The organism is Pseudomonas fluorescens (genome assembly GCF_003732425.1).
GTDB classification, from domain to species: Bacteria; Pseudomonadota; Gammaproteobacteria; order Pseudomonadales; family Pseudomonadaceae; genus Aquipseudomonas; species Aquipseudomonas fluorescens_BE.
Map to the genome: position 1 here is coordinate 627138 of NZ_MOBX01000014.1, position 16280 is coordinate 643417.

Here is a 16280-nt window from a genome sequence, read left to right on the forward strand (position 1 = left end):
AACAGGACGCAGGAAATTTGTGGCGAGGGAGCTTGCTCCCGCTGGGGCGCGCAGCTCCCTCAAAGGATGGGCCTGCTGCGCAGTCCAGCGGGAGCAAGCTCCCTCGCCACAATCGTTCTATGAGGCAGACAATGCTGTATTCCGGCGACTCGCCGCCGCCGTCACCGCATAACCAATCAACGCTGCCAGAATCGACCCCGTCAAAATGCCCATCCGGTCCATCCCGGCGTAGTCGCTTACACCCGGCTCAAAGGCCAGCGAACCGACAAACAGGCTCATGGTGAAGCCGATGCCGCACAGAATGGCCACGCCCAACACCTGACCCCAGTTGGCGCCTTGGGGCAGGGTGGCGATGCCGATCTTCACGGCCAGCCATGTCAGGCCGAAAACACCGACGGTCTTGCCCAGCAGCAGGCCCACCGCAATGCCCATCGGCACGTGATGGGTGAAGCTTTCGACGGTGACGCCGCTCAGCGACAACCCGGCGTTGGCAAAGGCAAACAGCGGCAGAATGCCGTAGGCCACCCACGGGTGCAGCGCATGTTCCAGGGTTAGCAACGGCGACGGCTCGGCATTTTTCGTGCGCAGCGGGATGCAGAAGGCCAGAGTCACACCGGCCAGTGTCGCGTGGACACCGCTCTTGAGTACACAGACCCACAGAATCAAACCGATGATCATGTAAGGCCCGAGCTTGACCACGCCCAAGCGATTCATCGCCACCAGCGCCGCGATGCACGCTGCCGCCAGACCCAGCGAAAGAGTCGACAGTTCGCCGGAGTAGAAGATGGCGATGATCACGATGGCGCCGAGGTCATCAATGATCGCCAGGGTCATCAGGAACAACTTCAGCGACACCGGTACGCGCTTGCCGAGCAGAGCCAGCACGCCGAGGGCGAAGGCGATGTCGGTCGCGGTCGGGATCGCCCAGCCGTCGAGGGCTGCCGGATTGTCGCGGTTGAGGAACCAGTAGATCAGCGCTGGCACCAGCATGCCGCCGATCGCTGCCGCACCGGGCAGGACGATCTGCGACGGTTTCGACAGCTGACCGTCGAGGACTTCGCGCTTCACTTCCAGGCCGATGAGCAGGAAGAACATCGCCATCAGACCGTCGTTGATCCAGAGCAGCAGGGGTTTAGCGATTTTCAACGCACCGATCTGCGCCACCACTGGAGTGTCGAGCAGGCCGGTATACAGCCACGACAGTGGCGAGTTGTTGATAATCAGAGCCAGGATGGCCGCGGCGATCAATAACAGACCGCTGGCAGCTTCCAACTGAAAGAAACGCGTGAAAGTGCTACGCAGAGGCAAGGTCGCTCTCCATCGATTAAGTCAAAAGGTGGGACACCCTAACCCGTACTGTTAGTTGTTAAAACAAAAGTTATATTCTTTTTTGTTATATGTCGTTACAGAGTGTCTGGCTCAAGCCACGCTGAGCCTAGCAGTTGCCTGACATATTGAGACTCAGCTGTATCTGTGCGCGCTATAGGATTTTTCCTAAGCTGATGATTGAGCCTTTCGAACAGCTTCATCTCCTGCCGAATCAACGAGAACCATCACCATGAGCGACAACCGACAGTGGGCCCGCGAAGCCATCCGCATCATCGAAGCGGATTTCCAGCGCAGCGCCGACACCCACCTGATCCCTTTGCCGCTGCCGGGTTTTACGGGCATCGAGTTGTACTTCAAGGATGAGTCCAGCCATCCGACCGGCAGTCTCAAACATCGGTTGGCGCGCTCGCTGTTCCTCTATGCATTGTGTAATGGCTGGCTGAAACCCGGCGCACCGGTGATCGAGGCGTCCAGCGGTTCGACGGCCATTTCCGAGGCGTACTTTGCGCGGATGCTCGGATTGCCATTCATTGCGGTGATGCCGGCGACCACCTCCAAAGAGAAGATCGCGCAGATTGCGTTCTACGGTGGCCAGAGCCATCTGGTGAAAGATCCGACGCAGATCTACGCCGAATCCGAGCGCCTGGCCCGTGAGCATGGCGGCCACTTCATCGACCAGTTCACCTACGCCGAACGTGCCACTGACTGGCGCGCGAACAACAACATCGCCGAGTCGATCTTCCAGCAGATGCGTTACGAGAAACACCCGGAACCGAGCTGGCTGATCTCCAGCCCCGGCACCGGCGGCACCACCGCGACCCTGGGCCGTTACGTGCGCTATCGCCAGCATTGCACCCGCGTGTTGTGCGCCGATGCCGAGCGTTCGGTGTTCTTTGATTACTACCAGACGGGCGACGCCGGTTTGCGCCTGGATTGCGGCTCGCGCATTGAAGGCATTGGCCGGCCGCGCGTTGAGGCGTCGTTCCTGCCCAAGGTGATCGATGCGATGGTCAAGGTCCCGGATGCCCTCTCGCTGGCGGCCATGCATTATCTGGCGCAGCGCCTGGGGCGGCATGTCGGTGGGTCGAGCGGAACCAATCTGATCGGCGCCCTGATGGCGGCGCAGCAGATGAAAGCAGCGGGGGAGTCGGGATCGATCGTGGCAATTCTATGCGATGGCGGCGAGCGGTATGCCGACACTTATTACGATCAGGATTGGTTGAAGGCCCAAGGGTATGAGTTGGCAGGGTTGATCGAAGCGGTGACGGCGAGTGCCGAGCGCGGTGAGCCGCTGCCTGACTCAGTCCTGCGCGCCAATATCTGAAGCCAAATACAGAAACCAATGTGGGAGCGACGGTGCGACGATTCGACCTGCTCGCGAAGGCGTCATCTCATTCAACATCATCGTTGTCTGAAATACCGCCTTCGCGAGCACGCTCGCTCCCACAGGGTTTTGTGTTGGGTCAGCTAATGCTGATCAGGCTTCGAGGCCAAGAATGTCCCGCGCCACAGCTTCAGCAATACGAATCCCGTCAACACCCGCCGACAGAATCCCGCCCGCATAGCCCGCGCCTTCACCGGCCGGGAACAAGCCCTTCACGTTCATGCTCTGCAACGACTCGTTACGGGTGATGCGCAGCGGCGACGAAGTGCGTGTCTCGATTCCGGTCAACACCGCGTCGTGCAGCGAGTAGCCGCGAATCTGCTTCTCGAACGCCGGCAGTGCTTCACGGATCGCCTCAATGGCAAAGTCCGGCAGAGCCAAGGCCAGATCACCCAGCGCCACCCCCGGTTTGTACGACGGCTCGACTTCGCCCAGTTCGGTCGAAGGAATGTCGTTGATGAAGTCGCCGACCAGTTGCGCCGGTGCCTTGTAATCACTGCCGCCGAGGATGAACGCGTGGGATTCCAGACGCTCCTGCAACTCGATCCCGGCCAGCGGGCCGCCCGGGTAATCGACTTCCGGGGTGATGCCGACGACGATACCGGAGTTGGCATTGCGCTCGTTACGCGAGTACTGGCTCATGCCGTTGGTGACCACGCGGTTCGGCTCGGAGGTCGCCGCAACCACGGTGCCGCCCGGGCACATGCAGAAGCTGTAGACCGAACGGCCGTTCTTGGCGTGGTGCACCAGTTTGTAGTCGGCGGCACCGAGTTTCGGGTGGCCGGCGTACTTGCCCAGGCGCGCACGGTCGATCAGCGATTGCGGGTGCTCGATACGGAAACCCACCGAGAATGGCTTGGCTTCCATGAACACGCCACGGCTGTGGAGCATGCGGAAGGTGTCGCGGGCGCTGTGGCCGAGGGCCAGAACCACGTGTTTCGAATGCAGGGTTTCGCCGCTGGCCAGTTGTACACCGACCAGTTGGCCGTCTTGGATCAGCACGTCGCTGACGCGTTCCTGGAAGCGCACTTCGCCGCCAAGATCACGGATCTGCTCGCGCATGTTTTCAACCATGCCGGTCAGGCGGAACGTACCGATGTGCGGTTTGCTGACGTAGAGGATTTCTTCCGGTGCGCCGGCCTTGACGAACTCGTGCAGGACTTTGCGGCCAAGGAATTTCGGGTCCTTGATCTGGCTGTACAGCTTGCCGTCGGAGAACGTGCCCGCGCCACCTTCGCCGAACTGCACGTTGGACTCGGGGTTGAGTACGCTTTTACGCCACAGGCCCCAAGTGTCCTTGGTACGCTGACGGACTTCGGTGCCGCGTTCGAGAATGATCGGCTTGAAGCCCATCTGTGCCAGCAGCAGGCCGGCGAAGATCCCGCACGGGCCGAAACCGACAACGATCGGGCGCTGGCTCAGGTCGCTTGGCGCTTCGCCGACGAATTTGTAGCTGACATCCGGCGCCACGTTGACGTTACGGTCGTCGGCGAACTTGCCCAACACTTTGGCCTCGTCGCGCACTTCGAGATCGATGGTGTAGATGAAGCACAGTTCGGAGGACTTTTTGCGCGCGTCGTAGCTGCGCTTGAACAAGGTGAAATCGAGCAGATCATCGCTGGCGATGCCCAGACGTTGCACGATGGCAACGCGCAGGTCTTCTTCGGGATGGTCGATTGGCAGCTTGAGTTCAGTGATTCGTAACATGGCGAGGATCCGGGTTCGCGGGGCGCACAACTGCGCCAGGGCGTTTGAAGGCCGCGATTATAAGCCGCAAAGGCCGGATCCGGTGAGGCTAAAACGCTCAGTCGTTGCGCGATCCGCCGAAATACCCGCAACCGCGCTGCGCCTGGCCGTCGATGCGCAGTTCGGCGCTCATGTGCTGCACGCTGCCGGTGCTGCTGTCGACGCAGCGCTGCGGCGCGACCCACAACTCGATGCGCTGGTTGTTGGCTTCACTGCTCAGGTTGAAACGGCCGTCGCCCAGTTGTTCTTCAACATACGGCACGGCGAGAGGCGGCTGGCCTGCACGATCGATGACCATGCCTTTGCCGCTGACTTTGATATTCCATTCCGGGCCATGGCCGGCCGCGCGCAGGATCAGTTGTTTGAAGTTGGGATCATCGCAAGCCGTGCCCGAGCGCTCGACGCGGTACAACTGAGTCAGGTCAAGTCGATCGCCGGCGACTTTGCCACGAACATCGGCAAACAGTTTGCCTTGCTCATCAGCGAGGGTCGCCGCTTCTTGCAGAATGCTGGTGCCGCCGATGTCATTGACCACCAGTTGACGCTGCTCCTGACACGGCTGGAACACCAGCTTGCCGTCGGCAGCGGTCAGTTGCCCTTGCATCCGGGTTTGCCCGACATGCGAGGCACTTTCTCGCTGGCCATCGAGCAATTGGCAGGCGGCAAACAACGGCAGCAGGGCAACAAGGACTAACGAACGGGCAACACGCATCTTCGGCTCTCCAGACAAGTGCCGCCACGTTACGCAGCCTGTCAGGCAAATGCAAAAGATCGCAGCCTGCGGCAGCTCCTACAGGTAACGCGAGCTGCCGCAGGCTGCGATCTTTTGATCTTATCCGACGTGAAATGTCTGACCTGTCTGCAGGCCTTCAACACTTTTCGCGTAGGCCAACGCTACATCCGCCGCAGGAACCGGCTTGTAGCCGCGGAAATACGGGGCGTAGCTGCCCATGGCTTCGAGCAGCACGGTCGGGCTGATTGAGTTCACTCGCATACCGCGTGGCAGTTCGATGGCGGCGGCGCGGACAAAGCTGTCGAGGGCGCCGTTGACCAGCGCTGCCGAGGCGCCGCTGCGAATCGGATCATGACTGAGTACGCCGGTGGTGAAGGTGAACGAGGCGCCATCGTTGGCGAATTCGCGGCCGATCAGCAGCAGATTGACCTGGCCCATCAGCTTGTCTTTGAGACCGAGGGCGAAGCTGTCTTCAGTCATTTCATTCAGCGGTGCGAAGGTCACGTTGCCCGCAGCGCACACCAGCGCATCGAACTTGCCGGTCTGTTCGAACAGTTTGCGGATCGATGCGCTGTCGCTGATATCCACCTGCAAGTCACCGCTGGTGCGGCCAATGCGAATGACTTCGTGGCGTTGCGACAGTTCTTTGTCCACCGCCGAGCCGATGGTGCCGCCAGCGCCTATCAACAGAATCTTCATCGTGCTGTACCTCAAGTGATTGGACGAGGTTTCAGTCTAGAGTGGTTTTTTCTGCGGATAAGCGCGCTAATAGGCAACCTTTGGTTTTCAATTGGAAACAATCCATGAGCGAAATGGATGATCTGGCGGCGTTCGCGGTGTTGATCGAAGCGGGCAGTTTCACTTTGGCGGCGCAGCAGTTGGGCTGCAGCAAGGGCCAGTTGTCCAAACGCATCAGCCAGCTCGAAGCGCAGTTCTCCGTGGTGTTGCTGCAACGCACCACCCGGCGCTTGAGCCTGACTGCCGCCGGCGCTGCGTTGTTGCCGCAGGCGCAGGCGCTGGTAGTCCAGGTGGAAAGGGCGCGTCAGGCCCTGGCGCGGTTAAAGGACGATATGGCCGGACCAGTACGAGTGACCGTGCCGGTGTCACTAGGGGAAACCTTCTTCGAGGGTTTGTTGCTGGAATTCTCGCATCAATACCCCGAGGTGCAGATCGAGCTGGAGCTGAACAACAGTTACCGTGATCTGTCCCGGGACGGCTTTGATTTGGGGATCCGCAGCGAGGTGGCCAATGACCAGCGACTGGTGGCCAAACCGTTGCTCGCATGGCAGGAAATGACCTGCGCGAGTCCGGCTTATCTTGAGCGCTTCGGTGAACCGCAGACGCCGCAGGCACTGGCCGAGCATCGCTGTTTGCTCAACAGCCACTACAGCGGGCGCGAGGAATGGCTGTATCACCAGCAGCATGAATTGCTGCGGGTGCGCGTGTCAGGACCGTTTGCCAGCAACCATTACAACCTCCTCAAGAAGGCCGCGCTCAGTGGCGCCGGCATCGCGCGACTGCCTTCCTATTTGCTGCAGGCAGAATTGGCTGACGGCCGATTGCGCTGGCTCCTGCGCGACTTTCAGACCCGGCGCATGCCGATGTATCTGGTGCATCCGTATCAGGGCGGTTTGCCGAAACGCACGCAGGTGCTCGCGGATTATCTGATCGGCTGGTTCAAGCGCAGCGGCGAGGCGCTGGATCGCCTTCAGCGCTGATCGCTCCCACAAGGATTTTGTTTATTTTGCGAAACGACGTGCGATCAGGTGATCGATCGACAATTTGCCCGGCCCGGTCGCCATCAGGTACAGCAACACCGCTGCCCAGGTGCCGTGAGTCGGATAGGCATCCGGATACACAAACAGTTGAATGGTCAGCGTCATGCCCAACAATGCCAGCGCCGAAAACCGTGTGGCGAAGCCAATCAGGATCAACACCGGAAAGCAGTGCTCGGCGAACGCCGCCAAGTGCGCGGCTAGCTCCGGCGACAGCAGCGGCACGTGGTATTCGCTTTGAAACAGCGGAATCGTCGAGTCGGCCAGACGTGGCCAGCCGAGCTGAAAAGTGCCGTCGATCAAATCAATGGCCAGCCCCTCGACCTTGGTCTGTCCGGACTTCCAGAACACTGCGGCAATCGAGAACCGCGCAATAAGGGCGATCAGGCTGTGAGGAATGTGCTCCAGCAATGTGATGGCGCGGGTGATGAGCGTTTTCATGGCAGTTCCTTGTTCTTCAAATGAGTGATGGCGTTGCGCGCGATCAGCAAACCGAGGGTTTGCGCGAGGTCGAACTCAGCACTGTTTTCAGCCGCTGCCAGCAGTGGCTGGCCATCGATCAGGTTGCGGATAAACACACTGGCGCCGGGTTCGAGGGCGAACACCTCGACGTCCAGGCCGTTGCGCAGGATCAGGGCGTGCTGGCCTTGATCAAGGCTGATGCCCGCAAGTGATGCGTCGTGCTGATGTGCGCCCCAGATCGCAACCACGGCATAGGCTGAGTCGAGCAGGTGCAGGGACGGATGCAATTGGAGGCGCAGTTCACTCAGCGTCTGCGCATCAGCCAGTGCTGCCGTGATCTTTTCCGGGCACACGGGCAGGGCGTCAGCCGCGTGGTAGGCGAGGGTGCGCAGGTGCTCAAGGCGCGCCACGTCTGCCAGATAAGGCACGCCGCTGGCCGGCTCAAACGCTGCAATGAAGTGCGCAAATGCTTCGCCGTAGCGGCTCATCAACGGACTTTGCGGCGGTTGCTGTTGGACGAAAATGGCCGCCATGGCACGGAAGAATTCTTCGCCCACCAATTGCGCCACCACCGGATAGCTGTCGCCCAGCGCATTGATCAGTGAGCCCTGCACATTGTTGCGATACACCGCAAAACGGCTCGCCGGATCGGCACCGTTGGCGCTGCACAGACCTTCCGGGCAGGGCAGCCGCGTGTCGATAAGCGCGGCAGCGAAAGCGCGTTGAGTGCTCATGTGCGTCCTCCAGCATCCAGCAACAGCGCATCAGCTTGCTGAGCTTCCGCCAGTAGCACCTCGAACGCCGGCACTTGATTGTCGCGCTCGATCAACGTCGCCACCGGGCCGACGCGTTGCAGTACGTGCCGGTACAAACTCCAGACCGCTTGATCAATCGGCGCGCCGTGATCGTCGATCAGTAAACGATCACCGAGGCTGTCGCTATCTTCGGCAAAACCGGCCAGATGAATCTCACCGACGGCATGCAGTGGCAGGGCATTGAGATAGGCCAGCGGATCACGCTGATGATTGACGCACGAGACATAGACGTTGTTTACGTCGAGCAACAGACCACAGCCGCTGCGACGGATGACTTCGCTGATGAACTCCGCTTCGTCGAACGTCGAGTGATGGAAGCCCAGATACGTCGCCGGATTCTCCAGCAGCATTGACTGCTTGAGGCTGTTCTGTACCTGATCAATGTGTTCGCAGACCCGCTTCAGCGTCGGCGTGTCATAGGCCAGCGGCAGCAGGTCGTTGAGAAACACCGGGCCGTGGCTCGACCACGCCAGGTGTTCGGAAAAGGATTGTGGTTGATAGCGCTGAATCAGCGCTGCCAGTCGTTTGAGGTGCTGTTGATCCAGCGGCCCTTCAGCGCCGATGGACAAACCGACACCGTGCAACGACAGCGGATACTGTTCGCGGATCAAACCGAGAAAATGATGAAAAGGACCGCCGGCGACCATGTAGTTTTCGGCGTGGACTTCGAAGAACCCGATGTCCGGTTGTGAGCCGAGCACTTCACGAAAGTGCCCGGTCTTGAGCCCCAGCCCGGCACGGGGCGGGAGCCCGAGCAGGGCGGCCTGAGTGGCGGGGAGGGCAGGGTGATTGGCTGTAAACATGATCGTCACTCAGGCAGGTCGCCGATCAGGACTTGGCTTTGAACGCTTCCATCTGGCCGAAACCGGTCGGCGAAGTCTTGCTCTCAGTGGTGGCGCAGGTGCCTTTCGGTACGAGCTTCCAGGCATTGGCCTGATAGTCCATTTTCGACGTGCCGGCACAGGTAGTGCCTGCACCGGCGGCGCAATCGTTTTTGCCTTTCATCGCCACGCCGAAGCATTTTTCCATGTCGTCGGCGGCGTGGGCGGTGGAGACGGCGGCGATGCTCACGGCAGAACCGAGGGCCAGAACCAGGGCGGTGGCGGTCAGGGTGCGGGTGGTAGCAGTCATGATGTTTCTCCAGTCTTGGTCAGGGTTTTTACAAGCGCTTTGTGCTTGCTTACCCCACTAGAGAAAGCTCACTGCGATGCGTTACAGCCGAGCCGAAATTTTTCAGAAAAAATGCAAAACCTTGTAGGAGCTGCCGAAGGCTGCGATCTTTCGATCTTGATTCTGTTTTAACAATCAAAGTCAAAAGATCGCAGCCTTCGGCAGCTCCTACTGGGGGAATCCACCTCACCGGTTTTTTCCACTCTGTCACGCGTGTTCTATAGTCAACTCGAAGGCCCCTTTGCCCGGGCCGATTTACCAGGACGGTATCTCATGAAAAAGGATCGCTCAGACTGTGCTGTGCTTTCGCGCCGGATTTTATCTTTTGCCCTGGCCTGCGCATTTCCCTTGTGGTTCAGTTCGGCGGCTGCCCAGACAGTTTCCGATCCGCAGGAAACGCTCAAGCGCATCAACCTCAACTACAACACCCTCAAGGACGCCTGCCAGGAACCCGACACCGGTGCCGCGCGGGGCCTCTACTATTGCAGCGGCGTGACCTTGCGCATGGTCAACGACGGGCCGTTCAATCCATGGGATTACAGCCCCTATGCGATCAAGATTGGTGCGACCTCCTATTCATGGATCCGCAAGGATCTGAGCACGCGCATTCTTATCCACCCGGCCGGTTTCATCCTGCGCACGCCCACCGATGCGGCGGCGCTGAAGTTGCCGGTCAAGGAGCAGGGATTCACCTGCATCTACGCCTTCGATGGCGGCACCGGGCCTGAGCGCAAGTGGTATGGCTGCGGTTTCTTCGACAGCCGTGAGCCGCCGCGCGCCGCTCAAGCTGCGATGAACAATCGCAATGCCGCGCTGGCGTACGGCACGTGTGCGGAAGCCGGGGTCAGCACCGCTGAGCAGTGGACACAGAAATACACCGGGTTGATGAAGGGCCCGATCCAATATGGTCAGTGCTCGTGGAACGCGGAAAAACCCAGCGACTGGAAAGCGATGATCCGGGTTCACGAGTCGCGGCCGAACACCACCAATAAAGACCCTTTCGCCTTCAGTGCGCAGGTCAACGAGTTCATGTTGAAGAATGCCACCGCGACCAACGACGGCAGCGAAAACATGAAGTACATCGATGCCGTTATCTACAACGTCAACAGCACGCAGAACTTCGCCACGCGCGGAGATCAGGCGCCACCGAAGCCGGAAAACGGCCTGAACAGCGCCCGCACCTTTCAGAAGAAACTCCACGCCCAAGGCTACAGCGTGCCGATCCTGCGCCTGGACTTCACCAAGCCGCCCGAGCAGCGTTTCAGTTATGTCGCCGCTGATCAGGCAATCGAGTCGATGATGATTGGCGGCGTGCAGCCGCCCCCCGCTGCGCCTGCGCCCAGCTACATCGCCTCGGCCAACTGGATCAAGCGTTACGACCCCGGCACGCGCAAGGATGAGTGGAGCTTGAGTGTGGTGCCCACAGCGGCAGGTCGAGCATTACCCAACGAACAAATCGGGGTGATGTACGAGCAGTTGTTCGCCCTCAAAGGCGCCGACAGCAACTGGCGCGACAATGAAAAATCCGTCGGCAGCATGCGTCAGCAATTGAGCTGCGTCCTGGTCAATTACCGCGCCAAGACGCCATGGAATCTCGAGCCGTTTCGCCCGGCCTTGTCGGACAGCGAGACTCGAGCAGCGGGCTGCAATCCGGTCCCGCGTTGAAGGTGTGTTTGGCTAATCAAGGAGATGCAAGCCATGAAAAAACGCTTGAACAGGATCGCGCCGTTGCTGATGTTGCCCCTGCTGGTGCAGGCCACCTGGGCCCATGCCGAGTCATGCGACGAGACGCTGAAAAAGGTCGAAACGTTGTACAACAAGACCGTCGACAGTTGCGGCCAGGATCCCGCCTCCGACTGTTCCGGGCTGCTGGTGCGGGGCACGCACCGGGCGGATCCGGCGAAGGGGCAAAAATGGGACGTGTGGAATCCTAGCCCGAAAGCCTTGGAGTTGGGGACGTTTGCCGCTTCCTTCATGCGCGCCGACGGCATCAGTTATGAAGACCCCGGCATGAGCACGCAGAACGGCTACCTCATCACACCAAGGGATCTGGTGCGCGACCCCGAGACGCCGGTGCACGTTTACTGTGCCTTTCCCAATGACGCCTGGACCGACTTTCGCAATGACCGTGGTTGTGGCGACAACAAGAACACCGCGCCGGCAGAAGCCGTTTGCCAGGCGATGAAACCATTGATCACCAGTCCGAATGCCTGGGTTGCGCATTTCACTCAGTTCAACAACAACCGACAGCAGGACCAGTTGCAGTGTGGCTTCAATATGCGCAATCCGATGAGCAGCAAGGAGCGGGTCGACGCCTTTCGCAATTTCATGGGCGCGCGCAAAGTCATCAACAGCCACGAGTTCCAGACCCAGACGGAACTGCGTCTGGGCAATCCGAAAACCGATGAACTTCCGATTCTGGCGTTTTTCTACAGCGATCAGCGCGGCTTGAATGACGCGCTGGCCAATCAAAAGGACTACAAGGCCAAGACCGGCAAGGACCGCAACATCATCAAGATCGACTTCCCGAAAACGCCGGTGGCCAAGGCCAGTTTCTCGTGTATCCAGACCGCGACGCCGACAGAACCGAAATTCTGCGAGAAGTACATCGAGTCGAGCACCTGGGTACAACGTCCCGATCCGAAGCTGGGGCCGAACACCTGGTCGCTCTCGGTGGTGCCGACCGCGTGCGGACGCGCGATCAAGGATGACCAGACCGACCGGATGTTTGCCGAGCTGTACAACAAACACAAAGACGATCAGCAGTGGCGGCAGTACAGCATCAATGGCGGGTCGCTGCGTCGGCAGATGGTCTGTCATCTGGCGGCTGTCTACGACGGCAAGCCGGTGCGCAACAAGCCTGAGTGGAACCTTGAGCCGGCACGGCCTTATGTCGATCAAGCGACGGCGGTGGCGCAGCACTGCAATCCGTACTAAGCGATTGCTATAACTCTCCCCTGTGGGAGCGACCTGTTCGCGAAGAGGGAGTGTCAGTCAGCACATTTGCTGAATGACACACCGCTTTCGCGAGCAGGCTCGCTCCCACAGGGGGCTTATGTTGAATTCAGGATTGGCGCATAAAAAAAACGGCCCGAAGGCCGTTTTTTTGTGGGGTGAAATGCATCAACCGCCGAGGTACGCCTCGCGTACTTTCGGGTCAGTCAGCAGCGCTTCACCGGTGCCTTGCATGACCACACGGCCGTTCTCCAGAACGTACGCACGGTCGGCGATTTTTAGCGCCTGGTTGGCGTTCTGCTCGACCAGGAACACCGTCACACCGTCCTTGCGCAGCATTTCGATGATGTCGAAAATCTGCTGGATGATGATCGGTGCCAGGCCCAGCGACGGCTCGTCGAGCAGCAGCAGCTTCGGCTTGCTCATCAGCGCACGGCCGATGGCGAGCATCTGCTGTTCGCCGCCGGACATGGTGCCGCCGCGCTGGTTGAAGCGTTCTTTCAGACGCGGGAACAGGCCGAGAACCTTGTCCATTTGTTCCTGATAGTCGCCCTTGTCGGTGAAGAAGCCGCCCATCGACAGGTTTTCTTCAACGGTCAGACGGGCAAACACCCGACGACCTTCCGGCACCACGGCGATGCTCTTGCGCATGATCTGCGACGAGTCCTGGCCGACCAGTTCCTCACCCATGTAGCGGATGCTGCCGCTGTGCGCCTGCGGCGAACCGCAAAGCGTCATCAGCAGCGTCGACTTGCCGGCACCGTTGGCGCCGATCAGGGTCACGATCTCGCCCTGACGGACTTCGACGTTGACGCTGTGCAGGGCCTGGATCTTGCCGTAGAAGGTGGAAACGTTTTCGAACTGCAGCATTTACGCTTCCCCCAGGTAGGCTTTGATCACTTCAGGATTGTCGCGGATCTGTTCCGGTGTGCCATCGGCCAGAGGCGTGCCCTGGTTGATCACGACGATGTGGTCGGAAATGCTCATGACCAGTTTCATGTCGTGTTCGATCAGCAGCACGGTCACATTGTGCTCTTCGCGCAGCACGCTGATCAGCGCCTTGAGGTCTTCGGTTTCCTTCGGGTTCAGGCCGGCCGCCGGTTCGTCGAGCATGAGGATCCGCGGACGGGTCATCATGCAGCGAGCGATTTCCAGACGCCGTTGCTGACCGTAGGCCAGGGTGCCGGCGGTACGGTTGGCGAACTCCTTGAGATTGACCTTTTCCAGCCAGTACTCGGCAAACTCCATGGCCTCGCGCTCGCTTTTGCGGAACGCCGGGGTCTTGAACAGACCGGCCAGGAAGTTGGTGTTCAGGTGACGATGCTGGGCGATCAACAGGTTCTCGACCGCCGTCATGTCCTTGAACAGGCGCACGTTCTGGAAGGTGCGCACCACGCCTTTGAGGGCGATCTTGTGGCCCGGCAGGCCCTGAATCGGCTCGCCGTCCAGCAGGATGCTGCCGCCGGTGGGCTGATAGAAACCGGTCAGGCAGTTGAACACGGTGGTCTTGCCGGCGCCGTTCGGGCCGATCAGTGCAACCACTTGTTTCTCTTTGACGGTCAGGGCCACGCCGTTGACCGCCAGCAAGCCGCCGAAGCGCATGCTCAGGTTTTCGACTTTAAGGATCTCGCGGCTCATTTTCGCAACTCCATGTGTGGGCGTTGCATCGGCAGCAGACCTTGTGGACGCCAGATCATCATCAACACCATCAGGGCACCGAACATCAACATGCGGTACTCGCTGAACTCACGCATCATTTCCGGCAACAGGATCATCACCACGGCAGCCAGAATCACACCCAACTGCGAGCCCATGCCACCCAGCACCACAATGGCGAGGATGATCGCCGACTCGATGAAGGTGAACGACTCCGGGGTCACCAGACCCTGACGGGCGGCGAAGAAGCTACCGGCGAAACCGGCGAAGCTCGCCCCGAGGGTGAAGGCCGACAGCTTGATCACGGTCGGATTCAGGCCCAGGGCGCGGCAGGCGATTTCATCTTCACGCAGCGCTTCCCACGCACGGCCAATCGGCATGCGCAGCAGACGGTTGATGATGAACAGCGCCGCCAGTGCCAGCAACAACGCCACCAGGTAGAGGAAAATCACCTTGTTGATCGAGTTGTATTCGAGGCCGAAGTATTCGTGGAAGGTTTGCAGACCTTCTGCGGCTTTGCGTTCGAAGGTCAGGCCGAAGAACGTCGGTTTCTCGATGTTGCTGATGCCGTTCGGACCGCCAGTGATGTCGGTCAGGTTACGCAGGAACAGCCGGATGATCTCGCCGAAACCGAGGGTCACGATCGCCAGATAGTCACCGCGCAAACGCAACACCGGGAAGCCCAGCAGGAAGCCGAACGTCGCCGCCATCAGGCCGGCAATCGGCAGGCAGATCCAGAAGCTCAGGCCGTAGTAGTGCGACAGCAGCGCGTAGCTGTAGGCGCCGACGGCGTAGAAGCCGACGTAACCGAGGTCGAGCAGACCGGCCAGACCGACGACGATGTTCAGGCCGAGGCCGAGCATCACGTAGATCAGGATCAGCGTCGCGATATCCACCGCGCCACGCGAACCGAAGAACGGCCATACCAGGGCACCGATGATCAGCGCAATGATGAAGTAGCGTTGGGTGGTCGGCAGGGTCAGGAAGTTGCTGGCTTTGGCCGGGATCAGCGGCAAGCCTGGCGAAGAGTTCCACGCCTTGCTGATTTGCTGGTTGAACAGCACCCGCAGGAACATCAACACCGAGCAGATGGCGATGGTCGCCAGAATCATCGGGCTGGTGTTGTGCACTTCGAGGTTGATGCCGACGATGGTCAGTTTCAGACCGAGTACCGGGTAGGCCACGGCCCACACCAGCAAGGCACTGAACAGTGCCTGTTTAAGATTCCTAGTCATACTTTCTCAACCTCCGGACGGCCCAGAATGCCGGTCGGACGGAACAACAGCACCAGAACCAATAAGCCGAAAGCCACGACGTCCTTGTACTGGTCGCCGAAGATATCGGCACCAAAGGCTTCCGCCACCCCAAGCACCAACCCGCCGAGCATGGCGCCGGGGATGCTGCCGATGCCGCCGAGTACCGCAGCGGTGAAGGCTTTGAGGCCGACGAGGAAACCGGCGTTCGGGTTGATCACCCCGTATTGCATGCTCAGCAGCACAGCCGCGATGGCCGCCAGCGCAGCACCAATGACGAAGGTCAGGGCGATGATGTTGTTGGTGTTGATGCCGAGCAGGTTGGCCATCTTGATGTCTTCGGCGCAGGCGCGGCAGGCGCGACCCAGGCGAGAACGGGAGATGAACAGCGTCAGGCCGAGCATGGCGATCAGGGTCACCACGAACACCACGATTTGCATGTAGGAAATCAGCACTTCATGTGCACCACCTGGCCCGAAGGAAATGTTCCCGGGGATCAGGTTGGGGATGGATTTGTCCTTGGAGTCTTGCGCCAGCAGAACCGTGTTCTGCAGGAAGATCGACATACCGATGGCGGAGATCAGCGGGATCAGACGGTTGCTGCCGCGCAGGGGGCGGTAGGCGATCCGTTCGATGCTGTAGCCGTACGAACTGGTGACAACGATGCTCGCGATGAAGGCTGCGGTCATCAACAGCGGGACGTTGTCGATTCCCATCATGGCCAGCCCGGCGATGGCGATGAACGCCACGTAGGAACCGATCATGTAGACCTCGCCGTGGGCGAAGTTGATCATTCCAATGATGCCGTAAACCATCGTATAGCCGATGGCAATCAGGGCATACGTGCTGCCAATGGTCAGGCCATTAACCAGCTGTTGGAAGAAGTGATAGAGGTCAGGCATTACAGCGCTCCTAAAAACCTGATACGCATTTCACTGGTGGAGTCATTTTCCCGCCCGGCCCCGTGGATCTCTATCCACTTCGAATCCGGGTTTTGCCAGC

The 16280-nt window shown here is 59.8% G+C and carries 16 protein-coding genes; 4 read left to right on the top strand and 12 right to left on the bottom strand.

Annotation, left to right across the window (positions count from 1 at the left end; all coding sequences use genetic code 11):
* Positions 1-117: 117 nt before the first annotated feature.
* Entirely contained in the window at positions 118-1308 is a 1191-nt protein-coding gene (gene nhaA / locus BK670_RS20045) for a Na+/H+ antiporter NhaA (RefSeq protein WP_123452257.1), read from the bottom strand.
* Positions 1309-1558: 250 nt separating this feature from the next.
* Here nhaA and BK670_RS20050 point away from each other — a divergent pair, with 250 nt between their 5' ends.
* Complete coding sequence (locus BK670_RS20050; RefSeq protein ID WP_123452259.1) at positions 1559-2653, top strand: PLP-dependent cysteine synthase family protein; 1095 nt, start codon at positions 1559-1561, stop codon at positions 2651-2653.
* A gap of 153 nt (positions 2654-2806) precedes the next feature.
* On the opposite strand, the gene BK670_RS20055 is transcribed toward BK670_RS20050, so the two are convergent.
* The 3 genes from BK670_RS20055 to BK670_RS20065 all read right to left on the bottom strand — a co-directional run bounded on the left by BK670_RS20055 (position 2807) and on the right by BK670_RS20065 (position 5891).
* Positions 2807-4420 (bottom strand): NAD(P)/FAD-dependent oxidoreductase, encoded by a 1614-nt coding sequence (locus BK670_RS20055; protein ID WP_123452261.1) that lies wholly within the window; start codon positions 4418-4420, stop codon positions 2807-2809.
* A 97-nt stretch (positions 4421-4517) separates the two neighbouring features.
* On the bottom strand, positions 4518-5171 hold the full coding sequence (locus BK670_RS20060) for a COG3650 family protein (RefSeq protein ID WP_123452263.1): 654 nt from the start codon (positions 5169-5171) through the stop codon (positions 4518-4520).
* 120 nt (positions 5172-5291) lie between these two features.
* Positions 5292-5891: a short chain dehydrogenase gene (locus tag BK670_RS20065; RefSeq protein WP_123452265.1), complete on the bottom strand. Its 600-nt coding sequence runs from the start codon at positions 5889-5891 to the stop codon at positions 5292-5294.
* A gap of 104 nt (positions 5892-5995) precedes the next feature.
* Between BK670_RS20065 and BK670_RS20070 the strand changes: the two genes are divergently transcribed.
* Positions 5996-6910 carry a LysR family transcriptional regulator gene (locus BK670_RS20070; protein WP_123452267.1) on the top strand — a complete coding sequence of 305 codons (915 nt, stop codon included), beginning with the start codon at positions 5996-5998 and terminating at the stop codon, positions 6908-6910.
* A 21-nt stretch (positions 6911-6931) separates the two neighbouring features.
* On the opposite strand, the gene BK670_RS20075 is transcribed toward BK670_RS20070, so the two are convergent.
* Genes BK670_RS20075 through BK670_RS20090 form a run of 4 tightly spaced genes read right to left on the bottom strand, consistent with a single transcriptional unit; the run spans position 6932 to position 9375 of the window.
* Positions 6932-7408, bottom strand: coding sequence for a DoxX family protein (locus BK670_RS20075; protein ID WP_123452269.1), 477 nt, complete (start codon positions 7406-7408; stop codon positions 6932-6934).
* The gene (locus BK670_RS20080; RefSeq protein WP_123452271.1) at positions 7405-8163 is read right to left on the bottom strand and encodes an HvfC/BufC N-terminal domain-containing protein; all 759 of its coding nucleotides are present in this window, start codon (positions 8161-8163) and stop codon (positions 7405-7407) included. Before BK670_RS20080 ends, BK670_RS20075 begins: the two co-directional genes overlap by 4 nt.
* Positions 8160-9047: an MNIO family bufferin maturase gene (gene bufB, locus BK670_RS20085; RefSeq protein WP_123452273.1), complete on the bottom strand. Its 888-nt coding sequence runs from the start codon at positions 9045-9047 to the stop codon at positions 8160-8162. Before bufB ends, BK670_RS20080 begins: the two co-directional genes overlap by 4 nt.
* A gap of 25 nt (positions 9048-9072) precedes the next feature.
* Positions 9073-9375 (bottom strand): BufA1 family periplasmic bufferin-type metallophore, encoded by a 303-nt coding sequence (locus BK670_RS20090; protein ID WP_123452275.1) that lies wholly within the window; start codon positions 9373-9375, stop codon positions 9073-9075.
* 387 nt (positions 9376-9762) lie between these two features.
* Here BK670_RS20090 and BK670_RS20095 point away from each other — a divergent pair, with 387 nt between their 5' ends.
* Both BK670_RS20095 and BK670_RS20100 read left to right on the top strand, forming a co-directional pair.
* Positions 9763-11079, top strand: a complete 1317-nt coding sequence (locus BK670_RS20095; RefSeq protein ID WP_259697580.1) for a DUF2599 domain-containing protein — start codon at positions 9763-9765, stop codon at positions 11077-11079.
* 33 nt (positions 11080-11112) lie between these two features.
* Entirely contained in the window at positions 11113-12351 is a 1239-nt protein-coding gene (locus BK670_RS20100; RefSeq protein WP_123452279.1) for a DUF2599 domain-containing protein, read from the top strand.
* Between the two features lie 186 nt (positions 12352-12537).
* Here the strand turns inward: BK670_RS20100 and BK670_RS20105 are convergent, their stop codons facing one another.
* The 4 genes from BK670_RS20105 to livH are packed head-to-tail and all read right to left on the bottom strand — an operon-like array spanning position 12538 to position 16180.
* Positions 12538-13239: an ABC transporter ATP-binding protein gene (locus BK670_RS20105; RefSeq protein WP_008082262.1), complete on the bottom strand. Its 702-nt coding sequence runs from the start codon at positions 13237-13239 to the stop codon at positions 12538-12540.
* Positions 13240-14007 (bottom strand): high-affinity branched-chain amino acid ABC transporter ATP-binding protein LivG, encoded by a 768-nt coding sequence (gene livG / locus BK670_RS20110; RefSeq protein WP_077571419.1) that lies wholly within the window; start codon positions 14005-14007, stop codon positions 13240-13242. It abuts the gene before it with no gap.
* Entirely contained in the window at positions 14004-15260 is a 1257-nt protein-coding gene (locus tag BK670_RS20115) for a high-affinity branched-chain amino acid ABC transporter permease LivM (RefSeq protein ID WP_123452281.1), read from the bottom strand. The genes livG and BK670_RS20115 overlap by 4 nt, the downstream gene beginning before the upstream one ends.
* On the bottom strand, positions 15257-16180 hold the full coding sequence (gene livH / locus BK670_RS20120; RefSeq protein ID WP_008082254.1) for a high-affinity branched-chain amino acid ABC transporter permease LivH: 924 nt from the start codon (positions 16178-16180) through the stop codon (positions 15257-15259). Before livH ends, BK670_RS20115 begins: the two co-directional genes overlap by 4 nt.
* Between the last annotated feature and the right edge of the window lie 100 nt (positions 16181-16280).

What these genes read in the sequence shown, in the direction of transcription:
- BK670_RS20065 (WP_123452265.1), bottom strand. Translation starts at nt 5,891, where the DNA reads ATGAAGATTCTGTTGATAGGCGCTGGCGGCACCATCGGCTCGGCGGTG.
- bufB (WP_123452273.1), bottom strand. Translation starts at nt 9,047, where the DNA reads ATGTTTACAGCCAATCACCCTGCCCTCCCCGCCACTCAGGCCGCCCTG.
- BK670_RS20115 (WP_123452281.1), bottom strand. Translation starts at nt 15,260, where the DNA reads ATGACTAGGAATCTTAAACAGGCACTGTTCAGTGCCTTGCTGGTGTGG.
- BK670_RS20080 (WP_123452271.1), bottom strand. Translation starts at nt 8,163, where the DNA reads ATGAGCACTCAACGCGCTTTCGCTGCCGCGCTTATCGACACGCGGCTG.
- BK670_RS20055 (WP_123452261.1), bottom strand. Translation starts at nt 4,420, where the DNA reads ATGTTACGAATCACTGAACTCAAGCTGCCAATCGACCATCCCGAAGAA.
- BK670_RS20075 (WP_123452269.1), bottom strand. Translation starts at nt 7,408, where the DNA reads ATGAAAACGCTCATCACCCGCGCCATCACATTGCTGGAGCACATTCCT.
- BK670_RS20105 (WP_008082262.1), bottom strand. Translation starts at nt 13,239, where the DNA reads ATGCTGCAGTTCGAAAACGTTTCCACCTTCTACGGCAAGATCCAGGCC.
- BK670_RS20070 (WP_123452267.1), top strand. Translation starts at nt 5,996, where the DNA reads ATGAGCGAAATGGATGATCTGGCGGCGTTCGCGGTGTTGATCGAAGCG.
- livH (WP_008082254.1), bottom strand. Translation starts at nt 16,180, where the DNA reads ATGCCTGACCTCTATCACTTCTTCCAACAGCTGGTTAATGGCCTGACC.
- BK670_RS20090 (WP_123452275.1), bottom strand. Translation starts at nt 9,375, where the DNA reads ATGACTGCTACCACCCGCACCCTGACCGCCACCGCCCTGGTTCTGGCC.
- livG (WP_077571419.1), bottom strand. Translation starts at nt 14,007, where the DNA reads ATGAGCCGCGAGATCCTTAAAGTCGAAAACCTGAGCATGCGCTTCGGC.
- BK670_RS20050 (WP_123452259.1), top strand. Translation starts at nt 1,559, where the DNA reads ATGAGCGACAACCGACAGTGGGCCCGCGAAGCCATCCGCATCATCGAA.
- BK670_RS20100 (WP_123452279.1), top strand. Translation starts at nt 11,113, where the DNA reads ATGAAAAAACGCTTGAACAGGATCGCGCCGTTGCTGATGTTGCCCCTG.
- BK670_RS20060 (WP_123452263.1), bottom strand. Translation starts at nt 5,171, where the DNA reads ATGCGTGTTGCCCGTTCGTTAGTCCTTGTTGCCCTGCTGCCGTTGTTT.